The organism is Saccharolobus shibatae B12, assembly GCF_019175345.1.
Lineage (GTDB): Archaea > Thermoproteota > Thermoprotei_A > Sulfolobales > Sulfolobaceae > Saccharolobus > Saccharolobus shibatae.
This window is the reverse complement of sequence record NZ_CP077717.1, coordinates 407,409-424,490: the sequence shown is the minus strand read 5'-3', so window position 1 is coordinate 424,490 and position 17,082 is coordinate 407,409. Positions and strand designations below refer to the sequence as shown.

The window sequence follows — 17,082 nt, the reverse complement described above, 5'->3', positions numbered from 1 at the left end:
TAAGAAAGATAATTCCAACCATATTTTCTATTTTAATGTTGATGAGCATAGGTGTTTTTGTTATGCCAATATTAGCGCAGTCAACATCAGTTCAACCAGAAGGAAGTATGACAATTGTTGCTGCCAATGGGCCATGGCAAGATAATTTTAACCCGTGGAATGATCCAAATGGCCAAGCGGGTACTGGCTTATGGTATATTTACGAACCTTTAGCACTAGTAAATTATTTAAATGGCGAAACCATTCCATGGTTGGCTACTAATTGGACATTTACAAATGCTACTGCATATGTCAATGGTAAACCAGTACCGACATTTGGAATAGTCTTGTGGTTGAGGCATGATGTATACTTCACAGATGGTACACCATTCAATGCAACAGCAGTATGGTACACGTTCGCCCTAGAACAAGCGTACCCACAACTCGGCTATACTGCAAACGACATAGCAAACATGACAATAATAAACCCATATGAAATAGAACTAATATTTTATCCATGGGTTACACATTTTATAATATATACTGTTTTGGAGCAATGGATTGTTGATCCTGCACAGTGGGGTAAATTATTCCCAGTACAACAATTGCCAAATGGTACATATGTAGCCTTAAACAAGACTGGTAATCCATTCACTTATACCAATCCAAATCCCATAGGTACTGGTCCATACATGCTGTATAGTTTTAGTCCACAACAAGTAGTATTAGTAGCAAACCCACACTATTGGATGCCGGGAGAACCGAGAATAAAATACCTACTATTCCCAGCATATGCTGGTAATGTTCAAGAGAACGCAGCGTTGAATAATGGTCAGATAACATGGGCTGGGGCATTCGAACCCGGTATACAACAGAATTTCGTAGCTAAGGATCCAGCCCATCGTTATTACTATTTTGCACCAGGTTATCCACAAATGATTCTATTTAATAACATGAGATGGCCACTGACTGATCCAGTTTTGAGACAAGCAATATACATGGCTATAAACAGAACATCGTTGTATTATTTAGCTGAATATGGATATGAGCCAGCAACCTTAACACCTCTTCCACTTCCAGAGCAAATGTTGAATGTTTTGAATTCTAGTGTTTTGCAGATGGCTGAGTCTATGGCTCCACCCCAAGGTAATGTTACTGCAGCGTTACAATTGCTAGAATCTCATGGGTATAAACTTGTTAATGGGCAGTTGATTGCTCCTAATGGTACTCCAGTTCCAACCATGACCATTATGGCTCCAGCAGGTTGGACTGATTGGGATGCAGATTTAGCCCTAATTGCTCAAGACTTAAAACAAATAGGAATAACCGTAGAAGTACAAACACCACCATTCTCCACATGGTACAACTACATGCAAACAGGGAATTACTGGATGGGAATGATATGGAACTTAATCCAAGGCCCTGCTCCAATATTCTACTTTGAAGGATATTTATATAACTATTGGAATTCTCCTGGTAATGTCACGCCAATAGGTAATAGCACGTATTATAACATGGAGAGACTCAATCTATCATTAAGACTAACACCAAACTCACCACCAGTAAACCAGATGGTGTTCTATGCTTGGAACAATATTTCCAATCCACAAGTTGAGAATCAGCTTATAAATGATTTAGCACTCTTTTGGTTAAAATATATGCCAGCAGCAGGAGTTGTGTATAATGCACTGTGGTATGAATATGTTAATACTACCGTGGTTGGCTGGCCTACTGCACAAAACTATTATTGGCTAGCTCCACCATGGGTTAGTACTGGAACCACCACTTTACCCGTTATTTTGGCTTTGCATTTGGTTAATCAGTCTGTTCCAGAGCCTTGGTGGTATTATACTTCGCAAGTTCCTTCAAGTTGGTATACTTCCAATGACCCATTCGTGTACCAAACAACTTCAACGAGTACTACAACAACTAGCACTACCATAAGTACATCAACAACAACTACAACAACCACATCCACTACCACAAGCACTACCACTACAACTAGCGTTTCAACTACTACTAGTATATCTACTACAACTACCACGGTTACTTCTACTGTTACTTCATCTTCAAATAGCACATTATATATGATAATAGCAGTTATAGTGATCATATTAGTGATAATTGGAGTGGTTCTTGCGCTAAGAAGAAGATAAAGTAGATAAATAAAAAGATGAAAAATTTTTTTGAGATTTTCTCATAATTTTTTATATTATTAGAGCTGCGTCGAATGTGGCGAGGTGTTGTCAATAGGGTATGGCTACTGGTTGACATCTATAGTAGTTTTCATTTGAGTTAAAACGTAGACTTAGAATTAATTATTTTTTAATAGCTTAATTGAATAGCAGCATTGCAGTAGATATGAAATTATATTTGTTATTTAAAGTCTTTTATGTGAATTATAAAATGCAATTCTTTTACTTTTCTAAGTAGTTTTTCATCAGCAGTATATACTTTGTCCCCTAAAACCTTACCCAATGCTATATATGCAGCATCATATATCGTTATGCCATACTTAGAAGATAGGGGAATAATCTCGCTTAACATATCCTCGAATCCGTAAAGTGTTATTTGAAAATCTGTTAAAATTTTACCTACTTCTTCTAACTCCTTCTCTCCTAGATTATAAGTATACTTTAATCCGTTCAAAACTTCAAAGGGAAGAATACAAGGTGCAGATAAATCCTCTAAGCCTTTTACATATGCTTCCTTAAGAATTAGTGATTCTCTGCTATAATTTTCATTAGCGAACCACTTTATTACGACTGATGCATCTACGACTGCCAATTTTTTTCACGCCATTCCCTTATAACTTCTTCGGAATTCTTACCGCCGTAATTTAAGAAGAATTCATAAGATCTCACCGAGGCTAAGGAGATTCTCCTATAGTCCTTTCTTTCTTTTTTCCTTTTCCTCTCTTCCTCTTCAATTACTTCCTCTATCTTTCTCCTTATTACTTCACTCCAATTTATATAACTTAATTCATCCATTTTCTTCTTTAACCTGTCGTCAATTCTTATGCTAATCACTGGCATATATAAAAGTAGAATTCGTATATTATAAGATTTACGCTTACGTAATAAATGTATTTACATTATTACTTGTATTAGATGACTTTCACAAGACACATTTTCCCTTGTTTCTGATATGACTATAATCCACGTTGTCCAACATGGGAGTTAGGGCTATAGGGCTATTCTGGGAGCCATTGTGAATTGTAATTTGTAAATAGTATAAATATAAAAGTGTTAACACGATTAAGCATATATTCCCTTTATAAACCGTTTTCACCCAATTAAATTCGTCATAGTTTTTGAAATATAGTGAATTTGCAATGTAAACATGAGTGCCCATTTTGCTATAATATATAATGGAAATTTAGATAAAAAGATAATTTTTATCAAATGGAATTTTTGTAAAAACTTTCATGATGTTATCGGTATGCTTATATTACTAGACATTAATGCATACGCTATTACGAAAAGGGAAGTAGTTTCTCCATTCATTGAAGAAATGTTATAGCCATATTCTATTTTTCCGTTAACATACTTATAGCCAGTCCAAACTCCACCTTGAGAACTTTGTAGTAGAGACATCATGCTGGAAACTTCTCTAGCCATATTTACGTATTTAATTGCTAATAAGCAAGTATGAGGATTTAATTCTAAGGCTCTCCAGACTATCAAGAAAAGTGCGAGTTTGTATGACTGGTAAGTATCATTATAATAAGCTGAGTCATTAAACCCGATTCCGTTCCACATTTTCACTAGACTAATGAAGTTCTCCTCAGCCCCACTATAATTTCCCAGATGCAACCATAATAACACTCTATAAGCTAAAAGATCAGCATAGTCATAATAATTACTGATAGTGAGATTGAAAAGTGTTGCGTTCAATGTGTAATTATCAATATTACCAATAGTAATAGTTACTCCGCTTTGAGGAGTTATGGTACTGGGATATATTCCGAAAATTTCGAAAACTGAATTATAATATTTATATAAACCCCCGTAAGGCTTTATCGCAAACAATATCTGTTCAGCTAACGTTTTTGCAGTAACGTTATGAGTTATATTATAAATTAACATTAAAGCGTTGTAATCTAAGGCTTGATCATCTGCGAGCCATATTGTATGGGATCCGGGATATTCTCTTAAAAGCCCCAAGCTAGTATTTAATGACTCGTAAAAGTTTAAAGCCTTCTCCAAATTAAAACTGAAATATACCTTTTGTTGTTCACAAGTTTCTTGATGGTTCTCTACCCTATAATATAGGAAAGCAATTACACCAACCAATAGAACTATGAGAACTATTAAAACCTTATATCTTCCCGTCATAAGAATGTTTCTTTCGAAACATAATATAAGATTTATGATGAAGTATTATTATCTTAATCTATAAGGAAATTTATATGTTAAAATGATAGTAAAATAGCAAGATATTAGCTATTATATTTGTTGTATTTATCATTTAAAAAATCCATAAAGTACATCTAGCTTCTACTCTACTTTGGGCTCTGAGAAGAATACCCTTCTATCATATATAGGCCTCATACTTCCAGTCACTCTAAAACTATCTTTTAGAACCATATCTTCAGAAGATTTTCCTATTAATACCTCATATTCTCCAGGATCTATTATTAATCGCATGTACTGATCATAAAATGCTAGTGCCTCTAATGGTAAGCTAAATGTTATCTTTCTTTTCTCATTAGGCTTAAGATATACTTTAGCAAAGCCTTTTAGCTCTTTGATTGGTCTGCTTACGCCTGAATATTGTTTTGAAATGTACAATTGTACTGTTTCTTCCCCTTCTCTCTTTCCTACATTTTCCACTTCTAATGATACTTTAATTTTTCCTGAGGAATTTACTTCTTTTGGTGTAACTTCAAGATTTGAATATTTAAATTCAGTATAACTTAGTCCATATCCAAATGGAAATAGCGGTTTTGATTTCATCATGACATAAGGCCTTAATGATGACGGTTTCCTATTATAATATATTGGGATCTGACCGGTATCAATTGGGAATGATATGGGTAGTCTCCCACTGGGATTATAATCCCCAAATATTACATCAGCTATGGCATTTCCTCCTTTTTCTCCTGGGAACCATGCCTCAATTATGGCATTAACCTCATTGAAGATAGATGAGAGTGCTAATGGCCTTCCGTTAACTAGAACTAGTATTATAGGCTTTCCAATTTTATGTAACTCCTTTAATAGTTCTTCTTGTACACCCGGTAATCTTAAGCTAGTTCTATCATTACCTTCTCCCGTAACTGCTTGATACTTTTCGAACTCATCCTTGCCCGGTACGTCAGTCCATGATAACGGCAATCCAGATTTCTCCCCCATAACAGCTATTATTATATCAGCCTTTTTTGCAATTTCGATAGCCTCACTAAATCCTTCTTTTGATTCAGTTGCAATATCACAGCCTTTAGCATAAAGTACCTTAGTGGTATTGGATACCTTTCTCATTATCCCCTCTAATACCGTTACTACTTCTATACCTCCATCTGCGTTTAAGTGACCAGTATAAGTATAATCTCCTAATAAGTTTCTAGGCTCATTTGCATTGGGACCTATAACTGCTATGGTTCCTATATTTTTACTTAAGGGTAATATACTATCGTTCTTGAGGAGAACTATAGACTTTCTTGCTGCATCTAATGCTAGTTCCCTTGATTTCGAATTATCTAATTTTTCTGGTACGTTATTCTCATTAATGTAGGGGTTATTAAATAGTCCTAATTTTTCTTTGATTCTCAATACTCTTTCAACAGCCCTATCTATGATTGACTCTGAAATTAAGCCTTCTTTAACTGCTTCTAGTAATGGTTCCCCAAAACAGTCTATGTTGGGAAATTCCGTATCGACTCCCGCCTCTAAAGCTAGAATTGCAGCCTCTTTTTTATTCAACGACACTTTATGTATTGCCTCTAACTGCCTTATAGCATCGTAATCTGAAACTACTATTCCTTCAAAGCCCCACTCTTGTCTGAGGATTTTAGTTAGCAATTCGGCGTTACTGTGACATGGTACTCCGTCAATTTCATGATATGCAGGCATAACAGACATTGCTTTCCCTAATTTAATTGCAACTTCGAATGGGAACAAGAATACCTCTCTTAATTCCCTATTGCCTACATGAACTGGAGCAATATTTCTTCCACCTTCTGGAAAACCATGTGCTGCGAAATGTTTAACCGTAGCTATGAGTTCATTTTCTCCTTGTAAACCTTTAATATACGCTAATCCAATTGAAGCTACTAAATACTGATCTTCACCGTAAGTTTCCTCACATCTCCCCCATCTGGGATCTCTACATACATCTAGAACTGGTGACAAGCATTGATTTGTTCCAATTAACTTAGCTTGATATCTAATTGTAGATGATACTTCTCTGATTAAATCTGGATCCCATGTACTAGCTAAACCGATAGCTTGAGGAAAAGCGGTTGCAGTCTTAACCATTAACCCAGTTAGACACTCTTCATGTACTATCGCAGGTATTTTTAATCTAGTATTCTCCATGAGAAACTTCTGTATTTTATTTGTCAATCTAGCTACTTCTTTAGGTGATAATCCAAGTCTGGTTCCACCAACTCTAGTAATTTGCCCAATACCGTTCCTTAGTAACTTTTTAGCTTTATCTTCAGAAAATTCCTTTCCTTCAAGTAAATTCTCAACTGAAGTAGCTTGCAATTGAGCAATCTTTTCCTCTAAACTCATTTGGGTTAGGATTTTCTTTATATCTGACACATTATTATAAAATCCCTCACCTATTTAAGAATTGATGCTTACAAGTTACTTCTCCGAAATACCAAGAACCGATAATTAACTAAGATGAAGTTTAAACTTTTGAAAAGATTACCTATTTAATTTTTAGAGAGTATATTTCTGATAGATATTCGAATTACTATTAAAGCTAAATTTTAAACAAAACACTATCCACTCGAACGAAATTCCTCCGAAAATCGGAAAAGATAGAATCCCTTGTTATCTACTTATAATTTCGGTAATTGTGATAGGAAGCGTTCAAAATAATCACTTTTAGAGTCAGAATTTAAGAGAAATCAATGAGATTAGCATTCGAGGAAATTGAAGCATTCAGCAAGCATATCAAATTCAAATCACGATGAATAAATGCAAACATAAGATAATTATGAAATTAATAATAAAGTTCTATAGTTGGTAGCCTATTTGTTATATAGTACTCTTATACTTAGTAATTTAAGTTCAAAAAACTTTTTCTTTTATAATAATTGGTGAACATATATATGTTATCCGGTTTCAATCCTAAGTATTCTGTTCTCAATTATCTCTATCATCTTCCTTTTTATATTATCATTTACTATATCATCTAGATTTGATAATGGGGGTCTTGTAGCATAACTCGAGATCAATCCCCTTAACCAAGCACCTAACTTGGATAAATGCGACATAGTTAGCGGGAATTTTATGAAGGATCTATACTCTAATAGCAGATCATATAGTTTTGTAGCATTCTCGATATCATGTTTCTTATAATTTTCAAAAATTTTAAGAGGTAACACTGAAAAGGATCCCATCGACGTAGTGAAACCCTTAGCTCCTAATATAAGTCCTAATAACGCCCTTTCCTCTAATCCGTCTATAACGTCGACTCTATCTCCTATCAATCTATCAACTTCCTTAAATTCGACTACATTATATCTAGCCTCTTTCAAAGCCTTGAAATTAGATATTGATTCACTTAATGTCTTCAATAACTGCGGTGAAAGGTCTATTCCAACAGTTGAGGGGTTATTGTAGATCACTATTGTATCAAAGTCACAGAGTTGGCTTACCTTTATAAAATAGTCTAAGAGACCCTTTTCGCTTCCTTTAAGATAATAGGGTGGGGTTATCATTATCGTATTGATTCCTATTTCTTTATATTTTTTACAAAGTTCTCCAGTTTCTAAAAACGATGTGGACGAAGCTCCTGCTATTATTTCACCTTTATTTAGTGTTTTTCTTACAGTATCAACTACTAATACTTTCTCTTGAAAGGTAAGTGAAGAGAATTCTCCAGCTGTACCTAAAGGGACTATGTATTTATAGCCTACGCCTTCCGCAAATTGAATAATTTTTCTTAATCCATCCACATCTAGGTCTAAAGTTTTAGTAAAAGGAGTTATATTAGTTAGGAAAACTCCTTCCATGACATAAACTAAACAGCAAACAATTTTAAAGATTTGAGTAAACTTGTAAATATGAAAATATTTAGTAGTCTTGCTTATCTGGAGTTAAGTTTAAGAGAGGTAGTGAAAAGAGTAGATAGATTCGGGTTTAATGGCTTAGAGCTGAGAGTTTCCGATGACGGAAAGCATTTAAAGCCGGAACTACCTATAAGCAGAGAAGCTCTTGAAACTCTCTTATCGGTCAAGATTTCTGATTTAGCTGGCTATACAGGATTTTCCTCAGCCGACGAGAATGAAAGAAGAAATGAAAAATTATTGGAAATTCTGATAAAAATGGCCAATGCCTTAAACGCTTTAGGTGTAAGAGTGTATGGCGGGGAATCTACAGACAATAATGCAATATCTAGAATAGCTGAGTCCTTAAATAGAATGAGTAAGCTAGCTGAGGATTATTATGTTAAGGTATTAATAGAAACTCATGATAGTTTAGCTAAAAAGGATAATCTGATTAAGCTCATAAATCAACTTGACGAAAATGTAGGTTTCGTTTATGATACTGCAAATATTATCTTCGCCGGCAATTCACATGAGGAAGTTTATCCATTAATTTCAAAGAGGATACTGCAAGTCCATGTCAAGGATTTCATTAACAGAGATAATAAGAGAGAATTTGTAGAGCCCGGTAAAGGTATTGTTCCATTAGAGAAAATCATAGGAGATCTGAAAAACGACAATTACAGATATTATACTTAGGGAGAGAATTCAAGAGAAAACGAAAACTCCCGTAATCCCTATCACCGGTAGTGAAGAAGGGTGTACCATCAGCTAGTGCATTCCAAATTCAAATATCCTCCCTCTTGGGACCGTGTCTAACCCTAAGGTAGGTCCAACTCTCGTCAATCACCGTGGATTTTTTGCGGTAAAACTCCTTAGTTGTTCTTGTAATACTAATAGATTAACGTATGCCTCTATTCCTTTCCTCTTTATTAGACTATAAACTGTGGTTAGCTGTTTTCCTTCCACTTTAGCTATTCCCCTCATGCTCATCCTGTTCAAGTACTCTTTCAGGATTCTTTCTTTTTGTTCTTTACTCATCCTATGGCTTGTAACGTCGTAGAATGTTCTTTTACAAGCATTACACTTGTACTTTGTCTTTCCTCTTGATGAACCGTTTCTGACTATGCGGTCTGAGTTGCAGGAAGGGCATTAGGTCTGGTCTCCTTCTTCCTCTTTATCCCGAGTTTTTTGGTGTAGTAGTAGAGTGTTGATGGTGGTATCCCGAGTTTGGTAACTTGTACTCCCATTAAGTATGCTGATATTGCATAGGCAAGGTCTTCTGGCTTGTGTTTTCTCGGCTTAAAGTTTAAATTTCTTAGAATCAGAAGTTGTGCGAGGGTTACGAGGTCCATCTAGATGACCTCCACGATAATCTCGCAATCCTCGCACATAAACCTTTTTAAAATGTCTTACACGTTCTAGTTTCCATTTAATAAATCTATAACTTTGATATAATTTTACTAATAGATATCGAATAAGATGACTGCATTAGAACAACCCCCTTGTTCCAATCTCTCTTGTACTTAGTCTTTCCCATAGGTAATACTTAATAAATAATCTATAAACTTTTTGTATAATTCTGAAGATAACCCATAAAAGCAAATGTTGATGAAAAGCTTAAATGTTAGATCTCAAAATTAAAGCTATGTATAGCCTACCCAAGAATTTCAAATTCGGTTGGTCGCAAGCTGGATTTCAATCCGAAATGGGTACACCAGGATCAGAAGATCCAAATACGGACTGGTATAAATGGGTGCACGATCCAGAAATTATATCAGCAGGATTAGTAAGCGGAGATCTTCCAGAAAACGGACCAGGTTATTGGGGGAATTATAAAACGTTTCATATTAATGCGGAAAAAATGGGATTAAAGGTAGCTAGAATAAACGTGGAATGGAGTAGAATATTTCCAAAACCATTGCCTAAACCAGATAGTCTTGATGAGAGTAAGGAAGACGTAAATTACGTTGAAATTAATGAAAATACTTTAAGAAAGTTAGATGAGTACGCTAATAAAGATGCCTTGAATCATTATAGGGAAATGTTTAGAGATCTAAAAGATAGAGGAATGTACTTCGTTCTGAATATGTATCACTGGCCCTTACCTCTTTGGATTCATGATCCAATAAGAGTAAGAAGAGGGGACCTTTCCGGCCCAATAGGATGGCTCAGTACAAGGGCGGTTTACGAGTTTGCTAGATTTTCAGCATATATAGCATGGAAATTCGATGATTTAGCAGATGAGTATTCAACCATGAATGAACCGAACGTGGTTTGGGGAGCAGGATATGTAGGAGTAAAATCTGGTTTCCCTCCAGGATATCTAAGCTTTGAACTTTCCAGAAAGGCTATGTACAACATTATTCAAGCTCATGCTAGAGCATATGATGGAATAAAGAGCGTTTCTAAGAAGCCAATAGGTATAATTTACGCAAATTCTTCATTCCAACCGTTGACGGAGAAAGATGTGGAGGCTGTTGAAATGGCCGAATACGATAACAGATGGGCGTTCTTTGATGCCATAATAAGGGGTGAGATTATGAGAGGGAGTGAGAAGGTTGTGAGGGATGATTTAAGGGGTAGGTTAGACTGGATTGGTGTTAATTACTACACTAGGACTGTAGTTAAGAAGACTGAGAAGGGATACACTAGTCTAGGTGGTTATGGTCATGGATGTGAGAGGAATTCAGTAAGCTTAGCAGGCTTACCAACAAGCGACTTTGGGTGGGAGTTCTTCCCAGAGGGGTTATATGACGTTTTAACTAAATACTGGAATAGGTATCATCTATACATGTACGTTACAGAAAATGGTATTGCTGATGATGCAGATTATCAAAGACCTTATTATCTGGTCTCTCACGTTTATCAAGTTCATAGGGCAATAAATAGTGGTGCTGATGTTAGAGGATATTTGCACTGGTCCTTAGCCGATAATTACGAATGGGCTTCAGGTTTCTCCATGAGGTTTGGCTTGTTAAAGGTGGATTACGGTACTAAAAGACTGTACTGGAGACCTTCAGCCCTTGTATATAGGGAAATCGCTACAAATGGTGGAATAACTGACGAGATAGAGCACTTAAATACTGTACCACCTATAAGACCATTAAGACACTAGACATTTTCAAGTCTCAACACACCAAAAGAGTTTTCTTTTAACCTCACCCTAACCTCATTTTCATTAGATTGCAATAATTTCATGTCTTCAAGAGACTGTCTCGAGTGCAAATAATTCAATAAATCTATGTACAAGTTTATGGAAAATTATTCAAAAGAAAAGATAAACAACTGTGAAATTTTGAATTTTCACTTCACGTTAAAAGTGGAGTAACACTTAAAGGGAATCGGGACGATGTAGTACCGATGTTTATGGAACCTTGGATCGAGTACTACAACGGCCCGGTTCCCTATGAAGAATTATCTTCAAGGCATAAAACTCTTGTGAAAATGCACTACGTGCTGACCACGTCCCAAGTATTGTCATGTATAGACGACCTCTTCATATTGAGGGCTTTAATAGTCATGGTCGTGTGGACGTGTTCCTACAGAGACGTTTGGAGCTACTACAGGACCGACGTGGTGGTCAGATGGTTCTTGGGGGAATGCAAGTCTAAATCCGAAATCCACAGAAGGGCAAAGAAGTTTAGAGGAAAAATCAAGAAAGTATTCAAGGAGTTCACCAAGGAGCTGGAGCAGAAGCTTAGCGAACTCTCGGACTACTTACCAAGTAGTGCATTGTTCGGCAAAGTCGGGAAGCTCTAGGGCTGACTCCTTTCTGATCGAAGTCCCCTTCGGGAAGAGAAACAAGGAGGCTTCACATGCTTCGCCTCTAACACTCCTGGGGGAACCGTGAATCTGTATGTGTCAACCATGTATCCTCTATATAAATCTTGTGATTGTAATACATCGTTTTTCTTGCATAACACCAACTACCTTCAGCCCCTAGAAAAATTTACTTGCACACTCCTACACGGGGTTTTGTCCCCTCTTGTTAGATCGTTCTAGGGGCTTCACAGCCAGCCTATATGATGGGGTTTAATCCCCTTAGACCTTGTGGGCTTATGTTGTTTTTCTCCTTCCTTGCTTATTTCTTTTTCTCTTGTAATACTTGTTTTTACTCGTTCTCTAGTTTTGCGTGAATTCCCCGTAGGAGACCTTGTGGAAGAAGTTCCAACTGAGCCTAAGGCAGGGAAAGTACAAGGCAGCCAAACTACTCTACCAATATATTAACTGCAAGGTTAGGAGAAGGTTCAAGGGAGAGTTCACCAAGAAGAGGAATAGGAGTTACTTCGCTTCAAGGTCTTCAATCTAATGTCACCCACCATGATAATTCACGAAATTTAAGTGAAACTTGCCAATTTCCCCGACAACAAGGTCGGCTTCTCCCACAGCGGTTATAAGGTAGTTGACAAGGGTTTCGTGGGGAAAGCTTCAACATGGTTTTCCAAGTTTTAGGAGGTGCGTTGAGTTCTTTGGGGTCTTCATGAGGAGGTATTGGAGACCTTACGCGACTGAAAAGGATATGGTGGAGCTCTTCGTCTACGTTATTGCGTTGATCTACAACTCCTCGATCTACACCTCAGTCTTATCGCGTGTTCCCGAGAGTCAGTTAGCCCACTAACTTTGTACAGTGCGAGTTGATCGAGGTAGTGTGGGCTATGTGGAAAATTCTGTTTTTCCCTACTACTGGTTATTTTCTCCTACAGTATAAGTTTAATTTCACGTTATACTGAAAGATATAATTGTATTTCATTTCTTATGGTTCGTAATACAATATTTCTCTTTCTATATTTTTATTCAATTATTTGCGTTCGGGACAGTCTCTTGAAATACGTTTAGGGAATACACTAGGTTTGATGAAAATCTTTAGGCTACGTTAAAGTAGAACAACTGCTAACCTTCATATGAGTATAAAGTACAATGAAACATAAAAACGCCTTATTTTAAGGTAAAATATTAATACTAAAATCATGTTAATTTATTCCGCACTAAAAAACCAGATCACTTATATACCAGTTTGTACGTTCTTTTTTCTAAAACTTATATTCTCTTATACGGATCTGGTACAGCTTCTATCAGTTCTTGAGTGTATTGATGTTTAGGATCCTTAATAACACTCCTTACATCTCCTTTTTCGACAATTTTCCCATTATATATCACCATAATTTCTTCAGCAATATAAGCGACAGTTGCAATATCGTGAGTTATATATAGTATACTCATTCCTAATCGTTTTAACCCCTTTAATAAGTTTAAGATACCAGCTCTAAGCGAGGCATCTAGCATAGACACAGGCTCATCAGCTAAAAGTACGTCAGGCTCAACACTTATAGCTCTTGCTATTGCCACTCTCTGTCTTTCACCGCCTGAAAGTTCATGAGGATACTTACTCATATACTTCTCCGGTGGTTTAAGTCCTACCATTTTTAGTATTTGGGCTGTTTTCTCATTTAACTCCTTTTTGTCTTTAACTTTCTTATGTATTGTTAGAGATCTTTCAACATGCCAACGCACAGTATGCCTAGGATCTAAAGATGAATATGGGTCTTGAAATACCATTTGAACTTTAGATCTATAGTATAAACTTCTTCTCTTTGCCACAGATGAATAATCTTGACCTTCTAAGATTATCTTTCCACTAGTTTGATCCTCAATACCAGCTAAAATCCTCGCGATTGTAGACTTACCATGGCCACTCCCTCCAACTAGAGCCGTTATTACTCCTCTTTTAAGTTCAAATGAAACACCGTTAACTGCATACAATGGCTCTTTTGCTATTAATCCTTTACTAACATAGAATACCTTAACTAGGTTCTCAACCTTTAGAACTACATCACTATTAGTATTTGTACTTTTTGAAATTAACTCTTCCTCCTCAGCATAATAATCTTTTGGAACTGGCAAATTATTTAAGTCAGCTTTATTGTCTTGCTGCGGTATAAAGCATCTAACATAATGGCCTCCATTTACGTTAAGTAATTTAGGTTTCTCCATTTTGCATGTATCCATTCGGAATGGACATCTATCATAGAATACGCATATGTTAGGTGACTTATTTAGTAATACTGGTGGACTCCCAGGTATTGTTAATAGTTTTTCCCTTAAGTTTATCAGTGATGGAACACTTTTTAATAGTAGTAAAGAGTAAGGATGTTTAGGAGAATATAACACCGAATCTCTAGATCCCAATTCAACTAGTTCACCACCGTATAATATTCCTACCCTATCAGCTATCATCATCATTAGAGGTAGATCATGAGATATTATCATAACTGAAATTCCCAACTTACGTTGTATTTCTTTTATGTCCTTCAGAATTTTATATTGAACTATTACATCCAATCCAGTGGTCGGCTCATCCAATATTACCAACTTTGGATCTAATAATAAAGAAGTAGCAATAACGACTCTTTGTCTCATTCCTCCAGAAAGTTCATGAGGATACATATTCAAAACTTTTTCAGGAAGTCTAACAAGTTGAAGCTTTTCTTTTATCCTTTTTTCCGCTTCACTCCCACCTATTCCATGTTCTTCTAAAGCTCTCTTCATGAAATCTCCTATCTTTATTACTGGATTTAAAGCATCCATAGCATATTGCGGAACCATCGATATTTCTTTCATTCTTATATTTCTAAGTTCATCATAATCTATTTTCAGTAGATCTTTTCCGTTATACACAACTTCTCCGTGAAATACTTTACCAGGATATTTAAATATACCGTAAATTGCCGATGCTAAAGTACTTTTACCTGAACCAGATTCTCCCACTATAGCTAAGATCTCATCTTTATAGATATCAAAAGACACGCCAACTACTCCTAAGACCACTCCAGTAGACGTATAATAACCTGCAATTAAATTCTTGATTGAAAGAAGAGGAGTAGTACTATCACCCATTGCTTTCACCTACTACTTCTTGTTTCCTAACTACTATAGTTATGATCTTTTCATCAGTTTGTATAGGTATTTCTATCCTATCTATGGAGGGCTTTATCTTTCTTAATCGTGGATCTGCTATCTCATCAAATCCTACCATCATAAATCCAATCCCAATGGCTAATATAATTATAGGCAATACTGCTCCCAAGATCCACCACCAATTTCCGGAAAGATAGGCAGCTGACGATGTAATTAACGAAAGCATTGTACCTAAGTTTTCCGTAGTCACTGGAATTGCCCCGAAAAACTCCGCCGTAGCCAATGATAATATACCATATAACGTACCAAAAAGAAATTGCGATATAAATAGAGGTATAATAGGAGGCATAATCTGGGTAAACATTATCCTCCAAGATTTCTCTCCTACAAGCTTTGAAGCTATAATGTAATCCTTATTTGATAATGACATAACTTGTGGCCTAATATTCCTAGCACCCCACGCCCAACCCGTTAGTGTCAATGTAAGTATTATAGTAAAGTAACCCACTTTCAGGTTTGCAGATTCAAAATAAGCGCCAATGATTATTAATAACACTATTCCAGGGATAGATAAAACCACAATTAACAGAATATCTAATATTGTTCCAAAAACCTTAGAGGCATAATAACCCGCTAACAAACTTACTATCGCCGCAATTATCGTGGTAATAACTCCTATTGCATATCCTACCAAGAGTGTAGGTAGGGTAAATCTCAGCATCTGCGAAAAAACATCATAGCCATAAACGTCCGTACCTAATAAATGTTGAAGAGATGGAGGTAAACTAGGACTAAACGTAGCAAAGGGTGGATAAGGAGTCCAAAATTGACCAACTATTCCAAGTGCGGTAACAGCTAAAATAATAAAAAATCCAGCAGCAATTAGTTTATTGTATAGAATATATTTTTTTATGGATCCTATATTCAACTTTGGTCACCTCTTACTCTGGGATCTAATATACCGTAAGCTATCTCTACTACTGCAAGAGAAATTATAAGCATTATAACTATAATAAGAAATATTCCTTCAAGAAGAGGAAGATCTCTACTAGTTATGGCGTTTCCAAAATAGTAACCCGTGCCCGGTATAGCCAACAATCCTTCTATCGTTAATGCACTACTTATACCTAATCCTAAGGTAATAGCAAAATTAGTAATATTAGGCAACATTGAATTCCTATATACCATTTTCCTTATATTGTTTCTTCTAAAACCTAAAATTTCTGCATATGAAGCATAGTTATCTCTCAAAGTATGAATCATCGTATTTCTCATTCCAAACATAAAGCCTGGAATTAGAGAAACTATAAAACTTGCCATAGGTACTGCATAGAAGTTCAAAAGTCTGAGTAATGTACCCCAACTTAAGGCAGAAATACCCGGGAACGAAATCATAACTAACTTAAAATCTACAGAGAAGATTAATTCTAAATACATTATAAGGACAAATGTAGGAATTGTTATGAAGATTGCAAAAATAGTTGAAAGTATAATATCTGACTTATGACCTCTTCTCATAGCTGCTACTGAACCTATCCATGAACCTAAGAAATAAGCAATAACAGAGGCAACTATAATCTCCCCTAACGTGAGACCAATTGAGGAACTAATAATCTTAGTAACGGATAAGGGGTAATACTCAATAGAAACCCCTAATCGAAGTGTAAATATACCTAAGATATAATGGTAATACTCAATATACCAAGGTTGAGGTAAAAGACCAAACTCAGCTTGTAGATAATGTATGTTCTGCGCTATTAAGGCACCATTTCCTCCAGCTGCCGTAACTGACGCTATTCCTCCCGTCGCACCAGTGAGTGCAGCTATTAAGGTGCTTAATGCACTACCTGGCATGAGTCGTGGTATGAAAAAATTTATGGTAATAGCTATAAAAAATGCTACAAAATACGTAACTATTTTATAGACAACATACTTTACAGTTTTAAGATTCAATATAAATC

At 36.0% G+C, this 17,082-nt stretch carries 11 protein-coding genes and 3 pseudogenes; 5 read left to right on the top strand and 9 right to left on the bottom strand.

Features of this window, described 5'->3' with window-relative positions:
- The first annotated feature begins 35 nt into the window (after nt 1–35).
- On the top strand, nt 36–2,135 hold the full coding sequence (locus J5U23_RS02560) for an ABC transporter substrate-binding protein (protein ID WP_276321741.1): 2,100 nt from the start codon (nt 36–38) through the stop codon (nt 2,133–2,135).
- A gap of 220 nt (nt 2,136–2,355) precedes the next feature.
- Here the strand turns inward: J5U23_RS02560 and J5U23_RS02555 are convergent, their stop codons facing one another.
- From J5U23_RS02555 to J5U23_RS02535, 5 genes are all read right to left on the bottom strand, one after another.
- The gene (locus tag J5U23_RS02555; protein ID WP_218259319.1) at nt 2,356–2,766 is read right to left on the bottom strand and encodes a type II toxin-antitoxin system VapC family toxin; all 411 of its coding nucleotides are present in this window, start codon (nt 2,764–2,766) and stop codon (nt 2,356–2,358) included.
- Nucleotides 2,754–3,014: a hypothetical protein gene (locus J5U23_RS02550; RefSeq protein ID WP_218259318.1), complete on the bottom strand. Its 261-nt coding sequence runs from the start codon at nt 3,012–3,014 to the stop codon at nt 2,754–2,756. Before J5U23_RS02550 ends, J5U23_RS02555 begins: the two co-directional genes overlap by 13 nt.
- 390 nt (nt 3,015–3,404) lie before the next feature.
- Nucleotides 3,405–4,316 (bottom strand): hypothetical protein, encoded by a 912-nt coding sequence (locus J5U23_RS02545; RefSeq protein WP_218266849.1) that lies wholly within the window; start codon nt 4,314–4,316, stop codon nt 3,405–3,407.
- 162 nt (nt 4,317–4,478) lie between these two features.
- Nucleotides 4,479–6,746, bottom strand: a complete 2,268-nt coding sequence (locus tag J5U23_RS02540) for a glycoside hydrolase family 3 N-terminal domain-containing protein (protein ID WP_218266848.1) — start codon at nt 6,744–6,746, stop codon at nt 4,479–4,481.
- A gap of 521 nt (nt 6,747–7,267) precedes the next feature.
- Complete coding sequence (locus J5U23_RS02535) at nt 7,268–8,170, bottom strand: dihydrodipicolinate synthase family protein (protein ID WP_218266847.1); 903 nt, start codon at nt 8,168–8,170, stop codon at nt 7,268–7,270.
- A gap of 51 nt (nt 8,171–8,221) precedes the next feature.
- Between J5U23_RS02535 and J5U23_RS02530 the strand changes: the two genes are divergently transcribed.
- Complete coding sequence (locus tag J5U23_RS02530; RefSeq protein ID WP_218266846.1) at nt 8,222–8,902, top strand: sugar phosphate isomerase/epimerase family protein; 681 nt, start codon at nt 8,222–8,224, stop codon at nt 8,900–8,902.
- On the opposite strand, the pseudogene J5U23_RS02525 reads toward J5U23_RS02530, so the two are convergent.
- Nucleotides 8,889–9,595, bottom strand: a pseudogene (locus tag J5U23_RS02525) (IS1/IS1595 family N-terminal zinc-binding domain-containing protein); the annotation flags it as partial. The gene J5U23_RS02530 and the pseudogene J5U23_RS02525 overlap by 14 nt on opposite strands.
- Nucleotides 9,596–9,851: 256 nt before the next feature.
- Here J5U23_RS02525 and bgaS point away from each other — a divergent pair.
- The 3 genes and pseudogenes from bgaS to J5U23_RS02510 all read left to right on the top strand — a co-directional run.
- On the top strand, nt 9,852–11,321 hold the full coding sequence (gene bgaS / locus J5U23_RS02520; RefSeq protein ID WP_218266845.1) for a beta-galactosidase BgaS: 1,470 nt from the start codon (nt 9,852–9,854) through the stop codon (nt 11,319–11,321).
- A gap of 251 nt (nt 11,322–11,572) precedes the next feature.
- Nucleotides 11,573–12,014: pseudogene (locus tag J5U23_RS02515) on the top strand (IS5/IS1182 family transposase); the annotation flags it as partial.
- Between the two features lie 339 nt (nt 12,015–12,353).
- Nucleotides 12,354–12,824, top strand: a pseudogene (locus J5U23_RS02510) (IS5/IS1182 family transposase); the annotation flags it as partial.
- A gap of 419 nt (nt 12,825–13,243) precedes the next feature.
- Here J5U23_RS02510 and J5U23_RS02505 read toward each other — a convergent pair.
- From J5U23_RS02505 to J5U23_RS02495, 3 genes are read right to left on the bottom strand one after another with little or no spacing between them, the layout of a single operon-like run.
- Nucleotides 13,244–15,100, bottom strand: a complete 1,857-nt coding sequence (locus J5U23_RS02505; protein WP_218266844.1) for an ABC transporter ATP-binding protein — start codon at nt 15,098–15,100, stop codon at nt 13,244–13,246.
- On the bottom strand, nt 15,093–16,049 hold the full coding sequence (locus J5U23_RS02500; RefSeq protein WP_218266843.1) for an ABC transporter permease: 957 nt from the start codon (nt 16,047–16,049) through the stop codon (nt 15,093–15,095). The genes J5U23_RS02505 and J5U23_RS02500 overlap by 8 nt, the downstream gene beginning before the upstream one ends.
- The gene (locus J5U23_RS02495) at nt 16,046–17,074 is read right to left on the bottom strand and encodes an ABC transporter permease (protein ID WP_218266842.1); all 1,029 of its coding nucleotides are present in this window, start codon (nt 17,072–17,074) and stop codon (nt 16,046–16,048) included. The genes J5U23_RS02500 and J5U23_RS02495 overlap by 4 nt, the downstream gene beginning before the upstream one ends.
- Between the last annotated feature and the right edge of the window lie 8 nt (nt 17,075–17,082).

Bases quoted from the DNA above. Each gene is read 5' to 3' on its own strand.
- bgaS (WP_218266845.1), top strand. From the start codon at position 9,852: ATGTATAGCCTACCCAAGAATTTCAAATTCGGTTGGTCGCAAGCTGGA.
- J5U23_RS02505 (WP_218266844.1), bottom strand. From the start codon at position 15,100: ATGGGTGATAGTACTACTCCTCTTCTTTCAATCAAGAATTTAATTGCA.
- J5U23_RS02535 (WP_218266847.1), bottom strand. From the start codon at position 8,170: ATGGAAGGAGTTTTCCTAACTAATATAACTCCTTTTACTAAAACTTTA.
- J5U23_RS02560 (WP_276321741.1), top strand. From the start codon at position 36: ATGTTGATGAGCATAGGTGTTTTTGTTATGCCAATATTAGCGCAGTCA.
- J5U23_RS02530 (WP_218266846.1), top strand. From the start codon at position 8,222: ATGAAAATATTTAGTAGTCTTGCTTATCTGGAGTTAAGTTTAAGAGAG.
- J5U23_RS02550 (WP_218259318.1), bottom strand. From the start codon at position 3,014: ATGCCAGTGATTAGCATAAGAATTGACGACAGGTTAAAGAAGAAAATG.
- J5U23_RS02545 (WP_218266849.1), bottom strand. From the start codon at position 4,316: ATGACGGGAAGATATAAGGTTTTAATAGTTCTCATAGTTCTATTGGTT.